We start from the raw sequence: 21,206 nt of genomic DNA, 5'->3' as shown, positions 1-21,206 counted from the left end.
GCTGAAGTGGAACAGCGAACCTACAACCAGTACTGCGCGACCGCGCGCACCCTCGACCTCGTCGGGGAACGCTGGACCCTGCTACTCATCCGTGAGCTGCTGACCGGCCCCAAACGCTTCGGCGACCTGCAACACGGCCTGCGCGGCCTGGGCACCGGCCTGCTGGCCGCACGGATGAAGCATCTGGAACGCGAAGGACTGGTCCACAAGATCATCCTCCCTCCACCGGCCCGCACCGCCGCCTACGCCCTCACCCAGGCCGGCGAGGAGCTCGGCCCCGCAGTGCTGGCCCTGGCCCGGTGGGGTCTGAAATGGGCGATGGACGAACCCCTCGAACAGGAGACCTTCCACCCCGGCTGGGCCGTGCTCGGCCTGAGGGCGTGCTTCGACGCCGAGGCGGCCACCGGCCTGCACGCACTGTATGAGTTCCGCGTCGAGGAGGAGGTCTTCCACGCCCGCATCGACGACGGCACCATCGAAACGGTGCACGGCCCGGCCCAGCACCCCGACGTGACCATCACGGTCGGCGGCGAGGTCTTCCGCGACCTCGCCGCCGGCCGGTCGACCCTCGCCGAAGCGATCAACAACGGCGCCGCCTCCGTCTCCGGCGACCGGCAAGCCCTGCGCCGACTGCACGGGCTGTTCCGGCTCCCACGCCCGCAAACCCGATCGGCGGCGCGGTGAGCGTAGCGCTGTCGCCACTCTTCGGCTCGGCCGTCTCGTGGGCGTGGGAGCGGCCGACCGGGGCGGCGGCCGGGCCGGCCGCCGCCCCGCGCGTGGGCCGTCGTTACTCGCCGGTGAGGGCGTTCACCAGTTCGGCGGCCGTGCGGCAGCGGTCGAACAGCTCGCCCACATGGGCCTTGGTGCCGCGCAGCGGCTCCATGGTCGGGACGCGCTGCAGGGACTCGCGGCCGGGGATGTCGAAGATGACCGAGTCCCAGGAGGCGGCGGCGACCGACTCGCTGAACTGGCTCAGGCAACGGCCCCGGAAGTAGGCCCGCGTGTCGCTGGGCGGGGCCTCGACGGCCCGCTGGACCTCTTCCTCGGTGACCAGGCGCTGCATCCGGCCCCGGGCGACCAACCGGTTGTACAGGCCCCGGTCGGGGCGGATGTCGGAGTACTGGAGGTCGACGAGCTGCAGGCGCGGGTGGGACCAGGGGAGGCCGTCGCGGGTGCGGTAGCCCTCCAGCAGTTCCAGTTTGGCGACCCAGTCCAGCTCCCTGGAGAGCTGCATCGGATCCTCGGCCAGCCGGGTCAGGACCGACTCCCAGCGGTCCAGGACGTCCTTGGTGAGCTCGTCCACCCCGTTGCCGCTGCGCTCCTCGGCATACTTGCGGGCCAGCTCCAGATACTCCATCTGAAGCTGGACGGCCGTGAGCTTACGGCCGTCGCGCATCGCGATCTCGTATCTGAGCGTCGGGTCGTGGGAGACCGCGCGCAGTGCCTGGACGGGGTTCTCCACGGCGAGGTCCCGGGTGAAGTAACCGTCTTCGATCATGGCCAGGACGAGCGCGGTGGAGCCCAGCTTCAGGTAGGTCGAGATCTCCGACATGTTGGCGTCACCGATGATGACGTGCAGCCGGCGGTATTTCTCCGGATCGGCGTGCGGCTCGTCCCGGGTGTTGATGATCGGCCGCTTGAGCGTGGTCTCCAGGCCCACCTCGACCTCGAAGAAGTCGGCCCGCTGGCTGATCTGGAAGCCCTCACCGCGCGAGTCCTGGCCGATGCCGACCTTGCCGGCGCCGGTGACGACCTGCCGGGAGACGAAGAACGGCGTCAGGTGCCTGACGATGTCGGCGAACGGCGTGGCCCGCCGCATCAGGTAGTTCTCGTGGCAGCCGTAGGAGGCGCCCTTGTTGTCGGTGTTGTTCTTGTAGAGCTGGATCGGGGCGTTGGTGGGAATGGCGGACGCGCGGACCGCGGCGTCGTGCATCACCCGCTCCCCCGCCTTGTCCCAGAGCACCGCGGCCCGCGGGTTGGTGCACTCGGGAGCGGAGTATTCAGGGTGGGCGTGGTCGACGTAGAGCCGCGCGCCGTTGGTGAGGATCACGTTGGCCAGGCCCAGGTCCTCGTCCGTGAGCTGGCTCTGGTCGGCCACCTCCCTGGACAGGTCGAAGCCCCGGGCGTCGCGCAGTGGGTTCTCCTCCTCGAAGTCCCACCGTGCCCGCCGTGCCCTGGCCGCCGAGGCGGCGAGGTAGGCGTTGACGACCTGGGACGAGGTCACCATCGCGTTGGCCCCCGGCTGTCCGGGCACGGAGATGCCGTACTCCGTCTCGATGCCCATCACCCGCCGTACCGTCATGCGCATCCTCTGTTCATCCGGGAGTGCCCCTTCGCCGTATATATCCCCGACCCTAGACCCTTCACTATGCCCGGTGGCTGAACAGTTATGGCACCGAGGCCTTTTCGCCCGCCGCGAAGGGCATCCGGGGCGGCGGAGAAGGCGGTGCGCCCGGCCGGCGGCGCCTGGACTTGACGAACTCCTGGACGGGCCGTTCGACGAGCCGGTACACCAGGTAGGAGAAGGCCATCGCGGCCAGCAGGGTGACCAGAGCGGTCAGCCAGGGCGGCAGCGCGTCCCGCAGGACGGGGACGATCAGGACCGCGGCCGTGGTGTGGAAGAGGTAGAGCGGGTAGGTCAGCGCGCCCAGTACGGCCAGGCCGCGCCAGCGCAGCCACTTCAGCCAGCCGAGCGCCACCATCGCCATGAGCACGTAGAAGCAGATCACCGTGGTGGCGACGGCCCACCCGGGCACCGGCATCGCGGCGTAGCCGACCAGCTCGACCCGGCCGCTGACCCGGTCGAGCGCCGCGTTGACCGCCAGTCCCGCGCTGATCCCCGCCATGCACCACAGGATCAGCTTGGGCCCGTGCTTGGTCATCAGGAAGAAGGCCATGCCCCCGATGAAGTACGCCGCGTACTTGGGCATCACCACCAGGTCGACCCAGGTGTTCTCGCTGCCCGCGAAGAACCCCGCGGCCAGCAGCCAGACCCCCATGAAGACCAGGCAGCGGTTGAACGTCACCCCGACGAGCACCAGGATCGAGATCAGCAGGTAGAAACGGAGCTCGGCCCAGAGCGACCAGTAGACGCCGTTGGCGTCGTAGACGCCGAAGGCCCGCTGGAGCATCGTGAGGTTGACCCCGTACTCCCCGGGGCTGAGCTTGGGGTTCAGGGCGGTGGCGGCGGTCAGGCCGTAGACCGCGGCGGTGGCCCCGACGCTGACCCAGTAAGCGGGGAAGAGCCGCACCAGCCGGGACAGGGCGAACGCGCCCAGCCCCCGGCCCCAGATGCTCATCAGGATGACGAATCCGCTGATCATGAAGAACAGCTCGACGCCCAGGATGCCGAGGCCGGACAGTGTGGAGATCGCGGGGAACAGCTCGGACGGGCGGTCCCCCCACACCGAGGCGAAGGCGATGAAGTAGTGGAAGGCGAGCACCGCCAGGGCGGCGACGAAACGGAGCAGGTCGAGTTCGGTGAGACGGCCCCTGCTCCGAGCCGTCCCCTGAGAGCCCGCGCCGGTCACCTGATGACCGGGCTGAAATGTTCACGCACGCCACTTGGACGGCTTTTTGATCAGTTGGGTTCCATGTGACGCGAGTTCACTTCGGTGACGGATGGGGACCGCGACGACGGACGCCGGCGGCGCGACCCCCGATGGGGGGCCGTGCCGCCGGCGTCCGTGCTGCTAGAGGTATTGGCCGGTGTTGGCCACCGTGTCGATGGAACGGCCGGCCTCGGTGCCCTGCTTGCCCGTCACGAGCGTGCGGATGTAGACGATCCGCTCGCCCTTCTTGCCGGAGATGCGGGCCCAGTCGTCGGGGTTGGTGGTGTTGGGCAGATCCTCGTTCTCGGAGAACTCGTCCACGCAGGCCGCCAGCAGATGCTGGATCCGCAGGCCCTTCTGCCCGGACTCGAGGAACTGCTTGATCGCCATCTTCTTGCTGCGGTCGACGATGTTCTGGATCATGGCGCCGGAGTTGAAGTCCTTGAAGTACAGGACCTCCTTGTCACCGTTCGCGTAGGTCACCTCGAGGAAGCGGTTCTCCTCGCTCTCGGTGTACATCCGCTCGACCACCCGCTGGATCATGCCCGAGATCGTGCCCGCACGACTGCCACTGTGCTCGGCGAGGTCCTCGGGATGGAGGGGGAGGTCTTCGATGAGGTACTTCGAGAAGATGTCCCTGGCCGCCTCGGCGTCCGGCCGCTCAATCTTGATCTTGACGTCCAGGCGGCCGGGCCGCAGGATCGCCGGGTCGATCATGTCTTCGCGGTTGGAGGCGCCGATCACGATCACGTTCTCCAGGCCCTCGACGCCGTCGATCTCCGACAGGAGCTGGGGAACGATGGTGTTCTCGACGTCGGAGGAGACGCCCGAGCCTCGGGTCCGGAAGATCGAGTCCATCTCGTCGAAGAACACGATCACCGGGGTGCCCTCGGAGGCCTTCTCCCGGGCACGCTGGAAGACCAGGCGGATGTGCCGCTCGGTCTCACCGACGTACTTGTTGAGAAGCTCGGGACCCTTGATGTTGAGGAAGAAGCTCTTACCGGACTGACCGGTCTTCTCCGCGACCTGCTTGGCCAGGGAGTTGGCGACGGCCTTGGCGATGAGCGTCTTACCGCAGCCGGGCGGGCCGTACAGCAGCACACCCTTCGGGGGACGCAGCTTGTGCTCGCGGAAGAGGTCGGCGTGCAGGTAGGGAAGCTCGATCGCGTCCCTGATCTGCTCGATCTGCCGCATGAGCCCGCCGATCTCCTCGTAGGAGATGTCGGGCACCTCCTCCAGGACGAGCTCTTCGACCTCGGACTTGGGAATGCGCTCGTAGACGTAGCCCGAACGCGGCTCCAGCAGCAGCGAGTCGCCCGCCCGGATCGGCTGGTCGAGCAACGACTCCGCCAGCTTCACCACCCGCTCCTCGTCGGCGTGCGAGATCACCAGCGCGCGCTGGCCGTCCTCAAGGAGCTCCTTGAGCATCACGATCTCGCCGAGCTCCTCGAATCCGAGGGCCTCGACCACGTTGAGCGCCTCGTTGAGCATGACCTCCTGGCCACGCCTCAGCGAGTCGACCTCCACCGCTGGACTGACATTCACCCGAAGTTTGCGGCCACCGGTGAAGACCTCCACCGTGCCGTCTTCTCTGCTTTCGAGGAAGACACCGAAACCGGATGGCGGCTGCGCCAGCCGGTCGACCTCCTCCTTCAGGGCGACAATCTGGTCTCTGGCCTCCTTGAGGGTGGATACCAGACGTTCGTTCTGGCCGGTGACGGCCGCGAGGTTCGCCTGTACTTCATGAAGACGCTCTTCGAGGACCCTGGCCTGCCGGGGAGACTCCGTCAACTTCCGACGTAGCGCGGTGATCTCCTCCTGCAGGAAGGAGACCTGTGTTGTGAGGTCAGCGACCTCCCGTTCGCGCTGCGCGGCTCGAGCCTCAGCGTCGTCGCGAGCTGCCACGGCGTCACCTCCTTCCCAGTCGAGACCGACTACTTAAAACCCTACCCATCCGGGGGCTGTCCCTTACCTGGCCGAGCAGTGTTCGTATGGCTACATTAAGTCGGCACTGATTAATCCCTTATGGTGCGTTTAGTCCTGTGAGCAGGAGAACACGTCGGTCTGTTCCCTTGTCACTAGCAAACGTATCCTTGTAGCCGAATCGTCATCATCCGATAGAAGAACTGACCTCTTCGCCTTGTGCCCCCTTTGCCGGACGCCTGCGACGGGGCGGTGGCGTCACCCCGTCCGCCATGCGGCGGGCAGTGACGAGGAACCCGGTGTGCCCCACCATCCGGTGATCGGGTCGTACGGCCAGCCCCTCGACATGCCAGTCACGGACCAGGGTCTCCCACGCATGGGGCTCGGTGAAACTCCCGTGTTCGCGGAGAGTTTCCACCGTGCGGGACAACTGTGTCGTTGTCGCCACATAGCAGCAGATGACGCCGCCCGGAGTGAGCGCCTTGGACGCCGCGTCGACACACTCCCATGGGGCAAGCATGTCCAAAATGATCCGGTCGACGTCACTCTCGTCGAGCGCCTCCACGAAGTCGCCCACGACCAGGCGCCACTGGTCCATCGGGCCGCCGTAAAACTTCTCCACGTTCTTGGTGGCGACCTCGGCGAAGTCCGCACGCCGCTCGTAGGAGGTGAGGCTGCCCTCGGCACCCACGGCACGCAGCAGGAAACAGGTGAGCGCGCCGGAACCGACTCCCGCCTCGACGACGCGCGCGCCGGGGAAGATGTCGGCCATGGCGACGATCTGCGCCGAGTCCTTGGGGTAGATGACCGCCGCGCCGCGCGGCATCGACAGCGTGTAGTCCTGGAGCAGGTGCCTGAACGCGAGATACTGGGTGCCGCCGGACGAGCGCACCACCGAGCCCTCGGGCTGACCGATCAGCTCGCTGTGCGGGATTCCCCCCTTGTGTGTGTGGAAGACCCCGTCCTCCTTCAGTGTCACGGTGTGGCGCTTGTTCTTGGGGTCGGTGAGCTGAACCTGATCCCCGGCCTGAAACGGCCCATGCCTGCGAAAACCCATGCGCGCAAGGTTATCCGCGTACGGCCGCCGCCGATTCCAGTCCGGGCACGGATTCCGGTCCGGACGCATCCGTCCCGGCGGCCACCGTGGGACCGGTCGTGGCCGCGGCACCCGGATCCCGTGGCGCGGACCGCCTCCGCGTGCTCCCGCGCCGTACCGGCCGGAAACATCGCCATCCGAAATGATTCGCCCCTCACGGAGGGAACTGATAGCACTGAGAGCGTGTTCCCTCAAGACGTGATTCCCGCCGGCCCCGTGGTGCTGCGCCTCCTCACCGACGACGACGTGGAGTCGATCGTCCGTGGCTGCGGCGACCCGGAGATCGTTCGCTTCATCCCGACCGTGCCCGTGCCGTACACCCGCGACGACGCGCTCTCCTACCTGAAGGTGGCCGAGCGGCTCTGGGAGAGCGGGGGCGCCTCGTTCGCCGTGGCGGACGCCGGAACGGACGAGTGGCTGGGCAACATCGGGCTCAAGGCGCTGGATCCGCGGGGCAACGGCGAGGTGGGCTACCTGATCGCGCCGTGGGCGCGGGGTCGCGGGGTCGCCACGGCCGCCACCAGGGCGCTGACCGAGTGGGCCTTCAGCCATGGGGTGCAGCGCATGGAACTGCTGGCCGACGTGGAGAACCTGGCCAGCCAGCGGGTGGCGCTGGCCTCGGGGTTCCACCGTGAGGGCGTGCAGCGCGCGGCCGAGGCGCGGCGCGACGGCACCCGCAGCGACCTGGTGGCCTTCGCCAGGCTGTCCGACGACTCCGGTGACCGGGTACGGCCGTACCTGCCGGACTTCCCGGGCGGCTCGCTGTCCGACGGCGTGGTACGGCTGACGCCGCTGACCGTCGAGGACGCCGACGACTACCACGCGCTGATGAGCTTGCCGGAGGTTGTGGCGACCTGGGTGCCTCCGCAGGCTCCCGACCCGGCCGACAGTGAGGAGTTCTGCCGGCTGGCGGGCACCCGCCGGCTGGCCGGCGAGCGGGTCGAGGCCGCCGTCCGGGACGCCGTGACCGGCGCCTTCGCCGGCCACATCCAGCTCGGCTCGGTCGTGCCGCCGCTGGGCCAGGCGATGACGGGCTACAGCACGCTGCCGGAGTTCCGCGGCAGGCGTTTCACCACCCGGGCGGTGACCCTGCTGGTGGAGTGGGCCTTCGAGCACACTCCCCTGAGCCGGATCGTCGCGGGCACCTCCCCGGGCAACCTCGCCTCACAGCGGGTGCTGGAGAACGCGGGTTTCACCCGGGAGGCGCTCCTGCACGGGCTGCTGCCGGGCCCCGACGGCACGCGGCTGGACGATCTGCAGTGGTACCGCCTGCGCCCTCCGAGGTAGGCCGCGCGGCTTCCCGGGCCGGATCGCGGCGTCTCAGTCGGCGCCGAACTCCGTCCTGAGCCTGGCGAAGGCCGCGTCGGTGCCCTGCAGGGCACGGTCGATGTCGGCGTCGGTGTGGGCGGCCGACAGGAACCAGTTGTGCCAGGGATGGAGGTAGACGCCCTCGCGCAGGCAGGACGAGGCCCAGGAGATCCCCTTCTCCAGGGTGACGTCGCCCTCGAAGGAGAGCCACGGGATCTGCACCGGGCCGGTCTGGTTGACCACGAAGCCGTGGGCGGCCGCCTGCGCGGCGAGTCCCTCGCGGAGGCGGGTCCCCGCCCGCTCGATCAGCGCGATGCCGCCGCTGTCGCGCAGGGTCTCGATGGTGGCCTTGGCCGCGGCCATCGGGGCGGCGTTGAACCAGAACGAACCGGTGGAGTAGATCGTCTGAGCCGGGCCTCGCAGCGAGTCCACCCCGGTGACGGCGGCGATCGGGTGGCCGTTGGCCATGGCCTTGCTGAAGGCGTACAGATCGGGGCGGACGCCCAGCGTCTCCCAGGAGCCACCGAGGTCGAGGCGCCAGCCGCCGCGCACGTCGTCGATGACCAGAGCGGCGCCGATCCGGTCCGCCAGCGCCCGCAGTCCCCGGGCGAACTCCACGGCGGCGAGCTCCTGGTCCTCGAAGGAGTCGTGCTTGAACGGCGTCACGATGATCGCGGCGACGTCGCCCTCGGCCCGGGCCGCGGCCTCCTCGGCGCCGGCCAGGTCGTTGTAGGGGTATTCGATCAGGTCGGCGCGCTCGTTGGGGGTGGTGCCCGACAGGCTGGGCGTGCACCACGGGTCGGCCCCGTGGTAGGACCCGTGGGCCATGAGCACCTTGGTCCGGCCGGTCGCGGCACGGGCGATCATCAGGGCCTGGGTGGTGGCGTCGGTGCCGTTCTTGGAGAACATCACCCAGTCGGCCTGCGGGATGGTCTCCACCATCAGCTCGGCGAGTTCCACGTAGACCGGGCCCGGGCCGTTGAGGCAGTCGCCCTGGGCGAGCTGGGCGGTGACGGCGGCCTCCACGGCGGGGTGGCGGTGGCCGAGCACGACGGGACCCCAGGAGCACATGAGGTCGATGTATTCGCGGCCGTCGGCGTCGCGCTGGCGGCAGCCCTCGCCGCCGACGAAGAACTGCGGGTAGCCGGGGCCGTGCAGGGCCGCGTTGAGATGACCGTACATGCCGCCGGGGACGACCCTGGCGGCCCGCTCCCGGAGGTTGGCGTCGATGGACATGTGTCGCCCTTTCACGGTTGGGACGGGTTCACGGTTGGGACGGGTTCACGGGTGGCACGGGCCGGTCCGGCGCACGGGGTGGCCGCCCGTCGGTCACGCGCTCGCTTGCAGTCCGGACAGGCCGGTACGGCTGTAGTCGGAACAGGTCGGTACGGCGCACCAGGTGGCCGCCCGTCGGTCACGCGCTCGCTCGTAGCTCCCGCGCTCCGGCCAGACCGGCGTCGGAACCGAGGCCGCCGGCCACCCGGGCGGCCAGCGCGGTGCCGAGTCCGGCCGCGTCGACGACCTCGCGGCCGTCGACCAGACCGGTGATGAAGCCCGCGCAGTAGGCGTCTCCGCAACCGGTGGTGTCCACCACGGGGACGTCGAGGGCGGGGACGCGGGTGAGACCGGACGCGGTGGCGACCAGGCTGCCCTCGGCGCCCAGGGTGACCAGCACGGCTCCGGGCCCCTCGGCCAGCAGCGCGAGCGCGGCCTGTTCCACGTCGGTCGTGCCGCTCATCATGAGCGCCTGCTCCTCGTTGGGCAGGAGGTAGTCCACGTACGGCAGAAAAATCCGCGCCCCCTGCATCAGGTCGGGGATATTGGACAGTAGGTCCATCGTGACGATCGTGCCCGCCTCCCGTGTCTCGGCCAGGAGCGCCAGGAAGCCGGGGTCGTGCAGGCCCCAGGTCACGTCCATACCGCCCAGGTGCACGACCCGCGCCCCGGTGACGCGGTCGCGGTCCAGGTCGGTGGTGGCCAGGGTGAGGTTGGCGCCGGGGACATGGAACGACGGACGCCCGCCGTCCGGCCGGATGGGCAGGATCGAGGCGGCGGTCTGCTCGCTCCCCTTGCGGACGATCCCGGTGACGTCCACCCCGTGCCGTGCCATGACCATGATGAGGAAGTCACCGAGTTCGTCGGCGCCGACCGCCCCCATCGAGGCGACCGGGACACCGAGCCCGGCCAGGCCGACGGCGGTCCCGGCGGCCGCGCCCGCCGCGGTGATGCGGATCTGCTCCAGCAGGTGGGTGTCCTGCCCTTCCGGGATCGACTCCACGGGCCGGGCGAGCACGTCCACGATGTGCACCCCGAGGGTGACGACGGTCATAGTGAGTCCTCCTCATGTCTTCAGCGGATAATAGACGGGCGCCCGAATACCATGTCAATGAGGAAACAGGAGGGATCCGGTTGCCGAAGAGCGTCGATCATGGAGAGCGGCGGAAGGAGGTCGTCGAGGCCACCCGCCGCATCATCCTGCGTGAGGGCATCGAGGCCGCCACGACCAGGGCCATCGCCAGGGAGGCGGGTTACTCCAACGGCGTGCTCACCCATTACTTCGCCGACAAGGACGACATCATGCTGTCGGCGCTGCGCTCCTCGCACCGGCGCATCGCAGCGCGGCTGCGCGGCAGACTGGCCGGCCACACAGGCCTGTCCGCGCTGCGCGAACTCCTGCTCGACAACCTGCCGCTGGACGACGAACGCACCCGGGAGAGCGGACTGGAGATCGGGTTCTGGAGCCGGAGCCTGACCAGCCCAGCCCTGCTTGAGGCGCAACGCGCCGAGGCCGAGGAGCTGCGCTACCTGGTGCGCAGCCTGCTCGGCGCGGCGGCCGACGCCGGGGAGATCGCCACCGAGGAGGACCTCGGTGACGTCGCCGAGCGGCTGCTCGCCCTGGTCGACGGGCTGAGCGTGCGCCGCCTGCTCTACCCCGACCGGCTCGGCGCCGAACGGCTGGAGAGACTTCTCCATACCGAGTTGGACCGGCTTCAGCCCACCAGCGCGTAGATGCGGTCGGCCCGTCCCCCGGCGGTGGGCCGCCCGGCCACGTCACCGACGCAGGCGTGGACGAGCCCCGACAGCTCGGGCTCCAGATCGGCGTGGACCGACGGCGGCGTGCTGTAGATCTTGCGCAGGGCCAGCAAGGGAGCCGGGCGGCACGGCGCCGGCCGTACCGCCCGGCAAGGCGGACTCTCAGCGGTTACGGTGCGACTCGTAACGCATGGTGCGGGAGACGCCGATCCGCACGGTCGTACCGGGCAGGATCGCCACCGCCTCGTTCGGCGGGATGTCGTAGAAGTTGGGGTCGCCCGGCGGCTGGATCTGGGTGCCGTTGACCGACCCCAGGTCAACCAGGTTGACGTCCCAGCCGTCCAGCGCCACCCGAAGGTGACGGCGGGACACCGAGCCGTCGGGGCTGGTGACCTTGGCGGGACGCACCGAGCCGTCGGCGACCTCCGGGGCCCGCTCGGGGTCACGGCCGACCAGATAGTCGGTGTCGAGCCGGAGCGTCATGCCGTCGTCCAGGAGCAGCACGCCCAGCGGCGGGCGCGGCCCCTTGTAGGGGACGAGCGTGCGCTGTACCAGCGCGATGCCGCAGACCGCGCAGTACGGCACACGCGGGTCGTTGAAATGGTCGTTCTTGCAGTCGACCCCGTAGACCAGCGGGCGCGACTCCGGCTCCGGTCCGGACGGCGAGGACTCGGGCGCGGCCTGCGGACCGTCCGGGACCAGCAGTTCGTACTCGAACGGCTGGTCCCGGGCATCGACGGGGTCGCCGCCGATACCGCTCGCCATGGCCGTATCCACGTCCGCGTGGGAGACGACGGCCGGGACGGGCCCGGGCTCCGGTCCCTGCGGCGCGACCGGCACGGGCTCGGACTGCCATGCCTGAGGCACGGGGATCTGCGGCTCCGGAGAACCCATCGGGTAGGGCGCGGGCGGCACGCTCTCCACCGGGGCCGGCCGGTCGGGATGCGCGGGAGCCGGCGGAGGGGACGCCTCGGGCTGGGGAGCCGCGGCCTGCACGGGCGCGGCCGGCGGCCGGGCGGACTGCGGAGCGGCCTCCACCCGGGGCGCGGGCCGATGGGCGGCCGGCGCCCCGGCCTCGGTCAGATCACACCGAACGCCACCACCGACGATCACGCCACTGTCCAGCCGGGCGAGCGGATGGGCGGTGCCGGCATCGGGCAGGCGCAGCTCGACCTCGGTGACCGGGCCGGGCACGAGGCGATCGGACCAGGTGAGCGCGTCACGCCCGGCCAGCCGGATCTCACCCTGCGAACCGGTGACCGATGCCAGGGCCGGGCCGCTGACCAGTACGGCCACTCCCCCGGCGACGGGACCGGCGACGGCGCACGCCACGGGTTCGCCCATCATGACGGCCAGCACCTGGGCGACCCGGCGGGCCAGCGCGCGGCCGTCCCCGCCGGAGGCCGCGGTCTCCCGCAGCGCCCTCAGCAGGTCCTCCACAACGGCCTCGGCCGCGTCACACACCAGTAGCAGGCCACCGACATGGGCGACCAGCCCGTCACCCGGAAGCGGACGTACCGCTCCGAAGCCCTCGTCGGTCATGAAACCTCTCCTGTCGGCTTCATGACCAAGGTGCTGTGCTTATGTGTTCCCTCGCTCCGCTCGGTCATAGAACTCTCCCTCCCCGAAAACGCCATCGGATGAACGGCACGCGCATCGGACCGTTCGCCACCAGCCACACACAGACCCAGACGACGGTGAAATGTGTCCAGAAGGCGGCCGACGGAACCGGATCAATGAAATCAACTGCACCGGACCGTAGCAAAAAGTACAGCAGAAGGCCTTCGGGCAGGACCGTCAGCAAGCCGAACAGGGTCGGCCAGTCTTTCTCCCACCGGAACTGCATGAGGAAGTGGTAGACCAGCTCCCAGCCGACCCCCAGCACGGCCACCGCCGTCAGGACCAGGAACCCGGTGACGTAGCGGTCGCCGAGCGGCCCCGAGGACCCCGGCAGCACCGGCAGCACCGGCACGATCAGCAACGTGATGATCGCGCCCACGGTGGCGAGCAGGAAGAGCCGCGTCTGGATGCGCCCCGCCAGAGTCGGAACCATGGAGAACACTCCTTACACCGGTGAGTTGAGTGCCCATTTGAACCACTGCGAGGTTGACCGTAACGGCCCCATCCTGCGGACGAACCCCCGCCGCGCCAGGTCGTCGGCGATCTCCTGAGCCGCGATCTGCAGTCCCAGAAAGGTGTCGACACCGGGGAAGTAACCGCCGAGTGTCGCGGAGCCGGAGGCGTAGAGGGCGCCGTCCCCGCTCGCCGTCCCCTTCACCTCGAAGTGACGCTCCACCTCCAGCCTGCCGACCGGGTTGCGGTACGCCCCTCCGTGCCGGAGCAGGTCATCGTAGATCCGGTGCTCGGCGATGTCGGCCTCAAGGCCGGTGCAGTCGATGATGTAGTCGGCCACCGGCTCGCGGACGAGACCGTCGCCGCTGCGCACGTAACTGACCAGCCGCCCGTCGGGGGCGTGCTCCACCCGGTCCACGGTGCCCTGCACCGGGTGGTAGTAGCCGCCGCTGCGCCCCGCCCGCAACTGCTCCTGCCAGCGCCGGCGGTAGGGGGTGTTGGTGCCGCCCATCTCCTTGTACTTGGCGGCGCGCTCGGCACCCTCCAGTTTGCGCATCTGCGCCTTGAGCTGGCCGCCCCACACCGACTTGGGGTAGTTGAAGCCCTGGTAGGCCCAGCCGTCGCCGCCTTTGCGGCGCGCCCAGGCGTGCGGGCCGTGGGACCCGGTGACGAAGGTCCGGAAGATGTGCACGATCTGGGTCTGCAGCCCGAACCTCTCCCGGTCGTCGAACAGGCGCTGCAGCACACGGGAGGCCACGATGCCGCCGCCCCGGATGACCACCGTGCCGGGGCGGGTCTTGAGGAACTCGTAGACCTGCTCGTGCGGCTCGTAGGCGTTGACCACATGCTGGTAGTCACCGTGCTTGGTGCGGAACTCCTGCAGGTCGGGCAGGAACTTCAGCCCCGGATAGCCGATCGCGACGTGCACGAAGCGTGAGCGGAAGACGATCCGCTTGGTCGGCGCCGTACCCTCCGGGGGGGTGACCACGGTGAAGTAGCCGCCGCCCACCCGGCGGCGCACCATCCGGACCTGTCCCTTGACCAGCATGTCCCAGTAGTCGATGCGCCTGGCCTCGCGTTCGAGGCTCTCGAAGACCGTGCCCGCGCGCGGCGTCCAGTAGTCGTTCAGGAGCGGCTCGGTCAGCAGTTGCCACAGGTAGGCCGGCGTCTTGTCCGTCCAGGTCTCCTGCAGGGCGTAGGAGGGGAATCCCCAGATGTTGTCGGGCCGCGAGGAGGAGTCGGAACGGATCCGCTCCGACCGGGGGATCTGCGAGCACCTGGTCAGGAACTCGTAGGTCTGCCAGGGGGTGTCGATGTTGGACACCACCCGCATCCGGGAGGTGGGGACCCCGTAGATCCGCAGATAGTCCAGCGTCACGAAGGAACCCATGCCTCCGCCGACGGTCAGGAACGGAATGTCGTACACGGGGATTCCAGCGGCGGCGACCAGGCGATCATCCCAGCCGGGCGTGCCGATCAGCTCCGGGGTGAGATCACCGGCCGAGGTCGGCGTGTCGGGGGGTGCCAATTGTGCGTCCCTTAAGCTCCATGGCCAACCGGTTCAGTTGCCCAGAACACTAGCCGTGGCACGTACCGAAAACGAGTAGGACAAAAGCGGGCGATCTTCCCGCACGTCACCGCATCGTCCCGGGCACACACCCAGTGAGACGCCCGAAGACCCCCGGCGGTTCGCTAAACCCCGCTGAACACCCGGTTCACATCCGACGTGGCCAGCACCCCGAAGATCTCGCCGCCGCGCTCCACGAGGAGGTATTCCCCCGCCGGGGTCTCGCGCATCGCGTCGATCAGGGACTCTCCCGACAGGTCGGCGGCCAGCACCAGCGACGGTTCGAGACTGCGCGCCAGCGAGCCGGTCGTCACCCAGGGACGGCGGCCCTCCGGGGTGGCCTCGACCGCGACCTCGTTCACGATCCCCGTCGGGTGACCCTCGTGGTCGACCACCACCATCGCCCCCGCCTGGGCTTCGGCGGCCCGGCGCAGAGCCTCGGCCAGCGGCAGGTCTCCGGTCACCGCGATGGCCCGCCTGGCCAGGGCCCGGGCGTTCACCTGCGGGATCCGGGCACGCACCCGGGCACTGCGCAGCGACTGGGTGGCGCCGAGCCAGATGAAGGAGGCGAGCAGCACCGACCAGATGACCTCCCAACCCGGAGACTGCCCGCTCATCAGCGCCAGCCCGACGGGCACCGCGACCAGGACGACGGCCAGCGCGCGGCCGGTCCAGGCCGCCACGATCGTGCCCGAGGTCGGATTGCGGGTGAGCTTCCAGACCCCGGCGCGCAGCATGCGGCCGCCGTCGAGCGGCAGCCCCGGCAGGACGTTGAAGACCCCGACGATCAGGTTGGCCCCCCAGAGCTGGAAGGTCAGCACGCCGAGGATGGTCGCCGGATCGATGACCTGGTAGGCGGCGAAACCGATCGCGGCCAGCCCGAACGAGAGCAGCGGCCCCACGAAGGCCACCATGAACTCCCGGCCGGGGGTCTCCGGCTCGCGCTCGATCTCCGAGACGCCACCGAGCAGGTAGAGCGTGATGCGGCGGACCGGCAGGCCGTACAGCTTGGCGACCACGGAGTGTGCCAGCTCGTGCAGGAGCACCGACACGTACAGCAGCACCGCGAAGACGAACGAGACCACATAGGACAGTGGGACGCTCAGGTCGGGAAGCTGGGCGATCACCACCTTCTGGTAGATGTAGGTGATGAACGCCGCCACAATGAGCCAGGTGGGCGAGACGTACACCGGGATGCCGAACGGCCGTCCCATCCGCAGTCCCGGATTGTCCTGACGCGGACTCTCGCTGCTCACCGCTGGCTCACCACTCCTCGTCCACTTCACCTTCAGGCCTTGATGCTACGCGCCATCACGCCACCCGCAGACGTCTCGCGGCCACCCAGAGCACAAACTGTCGTCACTGTGACCTACAGTGCGGGCATGTCACTGACCGAGCCCACGATCATCGGAGCGCTGTCGCCGTCCCGCGCCGGTGACTTCATGACGTGCCCGCTGCTCTACCGGTTCCGGGTGATCGACCGGCTTCCGGAGCCGCCGTCTCCCGCCGCGGTGCGGGGCACCATGGTCCACTCAGTGCTGGAACGCCTCTACGACCTCCCCGCTCCCGGACGCACCGTCGCCGCCGCCCTGGAGTTGCTGGAGCCGGAGTGGCGCAGGCTGCTGGCCGAGGATCCCGCCTACGGCGGCATGTTCACCGACGACCGGGAGCAGGCCCAGTGGCTGGCCCAGGCCCGTGCCATGCTGGAGCGCTACTTCACCCTTGAGGACCCCACCTGCCTGGAGCCCGCCGACCGGGAGCTGTATGTGGAGGCGGTGCTCGACAGCGGCCTGATGCTGCGCGGTTACATCGACCGGCTGGACGTCGCACCCACCGGCGAGGTCCGCGTGGTCGACTACAAGACCGGCAGCGCGCCGGGGCCGGCCTTCGAGGCCAAGGCGCTGTTCCAGATGAAGTTCTACGCCCTGACCCTGTGGCGGCTGCACGGCTCGGTGCCCCGGCTGCTCCAGCTGATGTATCTGGGGGGCGGCGGCGAGGTGCTGCGCTACTCCCCCGACGAGGCCGATCTGCGCGCCACCGAGCGCAAGGTGCAGGCGCTGTGGACGGCCATCGAGCGGGCGATGGAGACCGGCGAGTGGCCCCCCAGGCCCAGCCGCCTGTGCGACTGGTGCTCCTACCAGGAGCTGTGCCCCCAGTTCGGCGGCACTCCCCCGCCGCTGCCCGAACGGCAGCCGGGTGACACCGTGCGCAGCACCCGCCGCACCTCCAGAGCGGCCACCGACGAGCTCTGAAGAACCGTCCCGGAGCGGCCCGGAGAGACGCTCCGGGGGGGGGATCGGGCCCCGGAAGCGACGCCCCGGATCATCCGGGGAAGGGCCGGAGCGGCGCTCCGGCCCTTCTTTCCACGCCGGGGGTCCCCCGGTTCCGGGAGACCGTGCGCGACGCCCCGCAGGCCCGCCCCGCGGTACGGGCCGCCGGGGTCATCCGCGGGGATGAGGGGGATATCCCCCTCCGGCAGGGTGGCCGCCGGAATGTGACGCCTAAATTGATTGTGTGCGCAACACCCCCGGCGGCCTGCGGGCCTGGCTCTCCGGACACCCGCTGATCCCCGACGCCGCCTTGGCGGTGGCGCTGGCGGTCGCCGCGGTGCCCTACGCCCACGCCGGTCTCCTCCTTGGCGCCCCAGCCGGGCTCATGGAGCCCGACGTGCTGGGCCTTGCTCTGGTCGTGGCCGGCTGCTTGTCTCCGGCGCTCCGCCGCCACCTGCCGTTCACGATGCTCATCCTGGTCGGCCTCATCGAGATGACTCTGGCGTCGTTGCACCAGAGCGGCTCCCTGCTCTGGGTCGCCGCGCTGATGCTGGTCTACACGATCGCCGCCCAGCGAGGTCTGGCCCTCAGTCTGTGCGCGCTGCTGGTCAGCCTGATCTGCCGGGTCCTGCTGGTGGCGGCCTCCGGCGGGCTCGGCGACCGGACGGCCCACCTGCTCGTGGCCGTCCTGGCCACGACCATGTGGATCACCGGCCGGAGCGTCCGGCTACGCCGTGCCTACCTCGCCGAGCTCCGCGACCGAGCCGAGCGGACCGAACAGGTCCGGGAGTCCGACACCCGCGCGGCGAGGGCCGAGGAACGCTCCCGCATCGCCCGGGAGCTGCACGACGTGGTGGCCCACCACGTGAGCGTGATGACCGTCCAGGCCTCCGCGGCACGCCGGGTGCTGGCCACCAACCCCGACGGTGCCCGCGAGGCGCTCTCGGCGATCGAGGAGACGGGCCGGGCCGCGATGGCCGAGATGCGCAACCTCGTGGGTGTGCTCAGGACCGACGCGGCGCCGGCCGAGCGCAACCCCCAGCCGGGGGTGCGGGAGATCCCCGCACTGGTCGACCAGATGCGGGAGGCGGGCCTGCCGACGCAGCTGGACATGGGTGGCGAGGGAGAACGGCTGCCCCCCGGTGTCGACCTGGCCGTCTACCGGCTGGTTCAGGAGGCGCTGACCAACTGCCTGCGGCACGCCGGTCCGCAGGCCCGCGCCTGGGTCACCGTACGGCAGGGGCCGGGTGAGCTGGCCGTCCAGGTCGAGGACGACGGCCACGGCCCGGAGGCCCCCGGCCTCTCCGGCGCCCCCGGTTCCTCCGGCGATCGGACCGGACACGGTCTGGTCGGCATCCGCGAACGTGTCGCCCTCTATGGTGGAGTCCTGAGAATCGGCCCGCGGCCGGAGGGCGGATTCGAGGTCGACGCCCGGTTTCCCCTCAAGGACGTGCCATGACGATCAGAGTGCTACTGGTGGACGACCAGCCACTGCTGCGCACCGGGTTCCGTCTCATCCTGGAGGCCGAACCCGACATCACCGTGGTCGGCCAGGCCGGGGACGGCAAGGCCGCTCAGGAGCAGTCGCGCGCGCTGATGCCCGACGTGGTGCTGATGGACATCCGGATGCCCGGCGTGGACGGCATAGAGGCGACCCGCCGGATCGTGCGCGAGGCCTCCGGCGGCGCCCATGTGCCCAAAGTCCTCGTGCTGACGACCTTCGACCTGGACGAATACATCGTGGAGGCGCTGCGCGCCGGAGCCAGCGGCTTCCTGCTCAAGGACGTCCCACCGGACGAGCTGGTGCAGGCCATCCGGGTGGTCGCGGCGGGAGACGCCATCGTCGCCCCGAGCGTCACCCGGCGGCTGCTGGACAGGTTCGGGGCGCACCTGCCCTCGGCCCACCAGCAGTCCGCCCCGGCCCGCCTGGACCGGCTCACCGAACGCGAGATGGAGGTGCTGCGGCTGATCGCCCGCGGCATGTCGAACGCGGAGATCGCCGCCGAGCTGGTGGTGAGCGAGACGACGGTCAAGACCCACGTCGGCAACGTGCTCACCAAGCTCGGCCTGCGCGACCGCGTCCAGGCCGTGGTCCTGGCCTACGAGACCGGCCTGATCACACCCGGCGCCATCCCCTAGCGGCCCCTGGGCGCCGGCCTCCGGGGCTCCGACGGCGACCGGGCATCCGGTTGAAGCCGTCACCCGGCACACTGGAATGCCGACCGCCCGCGGTACGCCGGCGCCCCGGAGGCGGCGGCGGAGCCCTTGTGACCGTTGGAGACCTTTGAATGATCATTTGTGAGCTGACCACCGATGACCTCCGCCGGTACTTCGCCCCGGTCATGTCGGCGCTGGGGTGACCGGGGCGCCGGCCTCGGTGGCAGCGGGGTCGTGGGCGCCGGCGGCGGCCCGGATCCGGCCCGCCGCGATCTCCTCCGCCCAGTGGCAGGCGACACTGCGGCCGGGGCGCGCCTCCCGGAGCGCGGGCGGCTCGTCGGCGCAGCGCGTCGGCTGCCGGAACGGGCAGCGGGTGTGGAACCGGCAACCGGACGGGACGTCCACCGGGGACGGCAGGTCCCCGGTGAGCAGGATCCGCCGCCTGCGCTCCTCCACTTCGGGATCGGGGATCGGGATCGCCGACATCAGCGCGATCGTGTAGGGGTGGAGCGGCTCGGCGTACAGTTCGTCGGAGGGGGACTCCTCCACCAGCGCGCCGAGATACATCACCCCGATGACGTCGCTGACGTGCCGCACCACCGCCAGGTCGTGGGCGACCACGACGTAGGTGAGCCCCAGCTGCTCCTGCAGGTCCTCCAGCAGGTTGACGATCTGCGCCTGGATGGAGACGTCCAGCGCGGAGACCGGCTCGTCGGCGATGATCAGCCGGGGGTTCAGGGCGATCGCCCTGGCGATGCCGATCCGCTGCCGCTGGCCACCGGAGAACTCGTGGGGGTACCGGCCCGCGGACCCGGCGGGCAGTCCCACGATGTCGAGCAGTTCCCGCACCCGCCGGCGGCGGTCTCCGGTGAAGCCGTGGGTCCGGAGCGGTTCGGTGAGCACCGACTCCACGCTCTGCCGGGGGTCCAGGCTGGCGAGCGGGTCCTGGAAGACCATCTGCATGTGCCGCCGGAGCAGGCGGAGCCGTTCCGGGCCCTGCGCTCCGACGTCGACGCCGTCGAACAGGACGGTTCCGGCCGTGGGCTCGACCAGCCTCAGTACGGCCTTGCCGAGCGTGCTCTTGCCACAGCCCGACTCCCCGACCAGGCCGTAGGTCATGCCGCTCGGCACGTCGAGGTCGACTCCGTCGACGGCTCTGACCTGGCCGACGACCCGCCCCAGCAGCACACCCTTCTTGATCGGGAAGTGCACCTTCAGCCCGCGGATCGACAGCAGCGGCTCGGAGCTCATCGGTCGACCACCTCGGCCTCGATCGGGTTGAAGCAGCGCAGGCTGTGGGTGCCACCGCGTAGTTCCGGCGCCGACCCGGTGCATCGGTCGACGCGGTTGCGGCAGCGCGGTGCAAACGCGCAGCCCCGCGACCAGGGGATGGTGTCGCGCGGGGAGCCCTGGATGGGTTCCAGGCGCTCGCCGCGCGGCCGGTCGAGCCGCGGCACGGAGGCGAGCAGGCCCGCGGTGTAGGGGTGGCGGGGACCGGCGAAGAGATCGTGCCGGGACGCCCGTTCGACGATCCGGCCGGAGTACATCACATGGACGGTGTCGCACATCCCGGCGACCACTCCCAGATCGTGTGTGATCAGGACCAGGGCGGTCCCGGTGTCGGCGACCAGCGCCTTGAGCAGGTCGAGGATCTGCGCCTGGATGGTGACGTCCAGCGCGGTGGTGGGTTCGTCGGCGATGAGGAGCCTGGGGCGGCAGGCCAGCGCCGTCGCGATCAGCGCGCGCTGGCGCATCCCTCCCGAGAGCTGGTGGGGATACTCCTTCAGCCGTCTGGCGGGATCGTGGATGCCCACCCGGCGCAGCAGGTCGGCCGCCTCGGCCCGCGCCTCTCCCGAGGCCATGCCGCGGTGCCGGACGAGCACCTCGGTCACCTGGACCCCGATGGGGACGACCGGGTTGAGCGAGGTCATCGGATCCTGGAAGACGACGGCCATGTCCCGGCCGCGCAGTGCGCGCAGCTTGTCGGCGGGCAGGGCGAGCAGTTCGGTCCCGTCGAAGGCGACGCTCCCCTGCACCAGGGTGCCGCGTCTGGGCAGCAGTCCCATGACGGCGAGCGAAGTGACGGACTTGCCGCAGCCCGACTCCCCCACCAGTCCGACGGTCTCGCCCGGCGCCACCGAGAAGCTGACGCCGTCCACGGCGCGCACGTCTTCGCGGCCTCTCCGGCGGAAGACCACATTGAGCTCTTCGACTCTGAGCAGACTCAC

Annotated in this window: 19 protein-coding genes; 6 read left to right on the top strand and 13 right to left on the bottom strand. The window is 70.1% G+C overall.

Features of this window, described 5'->3' with window-relative positions:
- Nucleotides 1–6 precede the first annotated feature (6 nt).
- Complete coding sequence (locus OHA77_RS37725) at nt 7–684, top strand: winged helix-turn-helix transcriptional regulator (protein WP_406313948.1); 678 nt, start codon at nt 7–9, stop codon at nt 682–684.
- Nucleotides 685–787: 103 nt separating this feature from the next.
- Here the strand turns inward: OHA77_RS37725 and dop are convergent, their stop codons facing one another.
- The 4 genes from dop to OHA77_RS37705 form a co-directional block, all read right to left on the bottom strand.
- Complete coding sequence (dop, locus tag OHA77_RS37720) at nt 788–2,302, bottom strand: depupylase/deamidase Dop (RefSeq protein ID WP_326823424.1); 1,515 nt, start codon at nt 2,300–2,302, stop codon at nt 788–790.
- Nucleotides 2,303–2,387: 85 nt separating this feature from the next.
- Nucleotides 2,388–3,530, bottom strand: a complete 1,143-nt coding sequence (locus OHA77_RS37715; RefSeq protein WP_406313947.1) for an acyltransferase family protein — start codon at nt 3,528–3,530, stop codon at nt 2,388–2,390.
- A gap of 162 nt (nt 3,531–3,692) precedes the next feature.
- Nucleotides 3,693–5,456, bottom strand: a complete 1,764-nt coding sequence (gene arc, locus OHA77_RS37710; protein ID WP_326823426.1) for a proteasome ATPase — start codon at nt 5,454–5,456, stop codon at nt 3,693–3,695.
- A 205-nt stretch (nt 5,457–5,661) separates the two neighbouring features.
- Entirely contained in the window at nt 5,662–6,531 is an 870-nt protein-coding gene (locus tag OHA77_RS37705) for a tRNA (adenine-N1)-methyltransferase (protein ID WP_326823427.1), read from the bottom strand.
- Between the two features lie 222 nt (nt 6,532–6,753).
- On the opposite strand from OHA77_RS37705, the gene OHA77_RS37700 reads away from it, so the two are divergent.
- Nucleotides 6,754–7,857, top strand: a complete 1,104-nt coding sequence (locus OHA77_RS37700) for a GNAT family N-acetyltransferase (RefSeq protein ID WP_406313946.1) — start codon at nt 6,754–6,756, stop codon at nt 7,855–7,857.
- A gap of 33 nt (nt 7,858–7,890) precedes the next feature.
- Here OHA77_RS37700 and OHA77_RS37695 read toward each other — a convergent pair whose 3' ends face one another.
- Entirely contained in the window at nt 7,891–9,114 is a 1,224-nt protein-coding gene (locus OHA77_RS37695) for an aminotransferase class III-fold pyridoxal phosphate-dependent enzyme (RefSeq protein ID WP_406313945.1), read from the bottom strand.
- A gap of 178 nt (nt 9,115–9,292) precedes the next feature.
- A complete protein-coding gene (locus OHA77_RS37690) occupies nt 9,293–10,207 on the bottom strand; it encodes a carbohydrate kinase family protein (protein ID WP_406313944.1) in 915 nt (304 codons plus the stop codon).
- A gap of 80 nt (nt 10,208–10,287) precedes the next feature.
- On the opposite strand from OHA77_RS37690, the gene OHA77_RS37685 reads away from it, so the two are divergent.
- Entirely contained in the window at nt 10,288–10,887 is a 600-nt protein-coding gene (locus OHA77_RS37685) for a TetR/AcrR family transcriptional regulator (RefSeq protein WP_406313943.1), read from the top strand.
- On the opposite strand, the gene OHA77_RS37680 is transcribed toward OHA77_RS37685, so the two are convergent.
- The 5 genes from OHA77_RS37680 to OHA77_RS37660 form a co-directional block, all read right to left on the bottom strand.
- Nucleotides 10,869–11,024: a hypothetical protein gene (locus OHA77_RS37680; RefSeq protein ID WP_406313942.1), complete on the bottom strand. Its 156-nt coding sequence runs from the start codon at nt 11,022–11,024 to the stop codon at nt 10,869–10,871. The genes OHA77_RS37685 and OHA77_RS37680 overlap by 19 nt on opposite strands.
- A 49-nt stretch (nt 11,025–11,073) precedes the next feature.
- The gene (locus tag OHA77_RS37675; protein ID WP_406313941.1) at nt 11,074–12,453 is read right to left on the bottom strand and encodes an FHA domain-containing protein; all 1,380 of its coding nucleotides are present in this window, start codon (nt 12,451–12,453) and stop codon (nt 11,074–11,076) included.
- A gap of 64 nt (nt 12,454–12,517) precedes the next feature.
- A complete protein-coding gene (locus OHA77_RS37670) occupies nt 12,518–12,964 on the bottom strand; it encodes a hypothetical protein (protein WP_406313940.1) in 447 nt (148 codons plus the stop codon).
- A gap of 12 nt (nt 12,965–12,976) precedes the next feature.
- Nucleotides 12,977–14,512 carry a hypothetical protein gene (locus OHA77_RS37665; protein WP_406313939.1) on the bottom strand — a complete coding sequence of 512 codons (1,536 nt, stop codon included), beginning with the start codon at nt 14,510–14,512 and terminating at the stop codon, nt 12,977–12,979.
- Between the two features lie 164 nt (nt 14,513–14,676).
- Nucleotides 14,677–15,765: a site-2 protease family protein gene (locus OHA77_RS37660; protein ID WP_326827111.1), complete on the bottom strand. Its 1,089-nt coding sequence runs from the start codon at nt 15,763–15,765 to the stop codon at nt 14,677–14,679.
- Nucleotides 15,766–15,933: 168 nt separating this feature from the next.
- Between OHA77_RS37660 and OHA77_RS37655 the strand changes: the two genes are divergently transcribed.
- From OHA77_RS37655 to OHA77_RS37645, 3 genes are all read left to right on the top strand, one after another.
- Nucleotides 15,934–16,803 carry a RecB family exonuclease gene (locus tag OHA77_RS37655; protein ID WP_406313938.1) on the top strand — a complete coding sequence of 290 codons (870 nt, stop codon included), beginning with the start codon at nt 15,934–15,936 and terminating at the stop codon, nt 16,801–16,803.
- Nucleotides 16,804–17,065: 262 nt separating this feature from the next.
- Nucleotides 17,066–18,280, top strand: coding sequence for a sensor histidine kinase (locus OHA77_RS37650; RefSeq protein ID WP_406313937.1), 1,215 nt, complete (start codon nt 17,066–17,068; stop codon nt 18,278–18,280).
- Nucleotides 18,277–18,960, top strand: a complete 684-nt coding sequence (locus OHA77_RS37645; RefSeq protein ID WP_406313936.1) for a response regulator — start codon at nt 18,277–18,279, stop codon at nt 18,958–18,960. Before OHA77_RS37650 ends, OHA77_RS37645 begins: the two co-directional genes overlap by 4 nt.
- 201 nt (nt 18,961–19,161) lie before the next feature.
- On the opposite strand, the gene OHA77_RS37640 is transcribed toward OHA77_RS37645, so the two are convergent.
- Nucleotides 19,162–20,229, bottom strand: coding sequence for an ABC transporter ATP-binding protein (locus OHA77_RS37640; protein ID WP_406313935.1), 1,068 nt, complete (start codon nt 20,227–20,229; stop codon nt 19,162–19,164).
- Nucleotides 20,226–21,206 carry an ABC transporter ATP-binding protein gene (locus OHA77_RS37635; protein ID WP_406313934.1) on the bottom strand — a complete coding sequence of 327 codons (981 nt, stop codon included), beginning with the start codon at nt 21,204–21,206 and terminating at the stop codon, nt 20,226–20,228. The genes OHA77_RS37640 and OHA77_RS37635 overlap by 4 nt, the downstream gene beginning before the upstream one ends.

The organism is Streptosporangium sp. NBC_01639, from assembly GCF_045209755.1.
GTDB lineage: Bacteria > Actinomycetota > Actinomycetes > Streptosporangiales > Streptosporangiaceae > Streptosporangium.
The sequence above is the reverse complement of the archived record's forward strand: the minus strand, read 5'-3'. Positions and strand labels throughout refer to the sequence as shown.

Coding starts and splice junctions, on each gene's coding strand:
- dop (WP_326823424.1), bottom strand. CDS start 2,302: ATGACGGTACGGCGGGTGATGGGCATCGAGACGGAGTACGGCATCTCC.
- OHA77_RS37705 (WP_326823427.1), bottom strand. CDS start 6,531: ATGGGTTTTCGCAGGCATGGGCCGTTTCAGGCCGGGGATCAGGTTCAG.
- OHA77_RS37695 (WP_406313945.1), bottom strand. CDS start 9,114: ATGTCCATCGACGCCAACCTCCGGGAGCGGGCCGCCAGGGTCGTCCCC.
- OHA77_RS37690 (WP_406313944.1), bottom strand. CDS start 10,207: ATGACCGTCGTCACCCTCGGGGTGCACATCGTGGACGTGCTCGCCCGG.
- OHA77_RS37675 (WP_406313941.1), bottom strand. CDS start 12,453: ATGACCGACGAGGGCTTCGGAGCGGTACGTCCGCTTCCGGGTGACGGG.
- OHA77_RS37670 (WP_406313940.1), bottom strand. CDS start 12,964: ATGGTTCCGACTCTGGCGGGGCGCATCCAGACGCGGCTCTTCCTGCTC.
- OHA77_RS37660 (WP_326827111.1), bottom strand. CDS start 15,765: ATGGGACGGCCGTTCGGCATCCCGGTGTACGTCTCGCCCACCTGGCTC.
- OHA77_RS37655 (WP_406313938.1), top strand. CDS start 15,934: ATGTCACTGACCGAGCCCACGATCATCGGAGCGCTGTCGCCGTCCCGC.
- OHA77_RS37645 (WP_406313936.1), top strand. CDS start 18,277: ATGACGATCAGAGTGCTACTGGTGGACGACCAGCCACTGCTGCGCACC.
- OHA77_RS37640 (WP_406313935.1), bottom strand. CDS start 20,229: ATGAGCTCCGAGCCGCTGCTGTCGATCCGCGGGCTGAAGGTGCACTTC.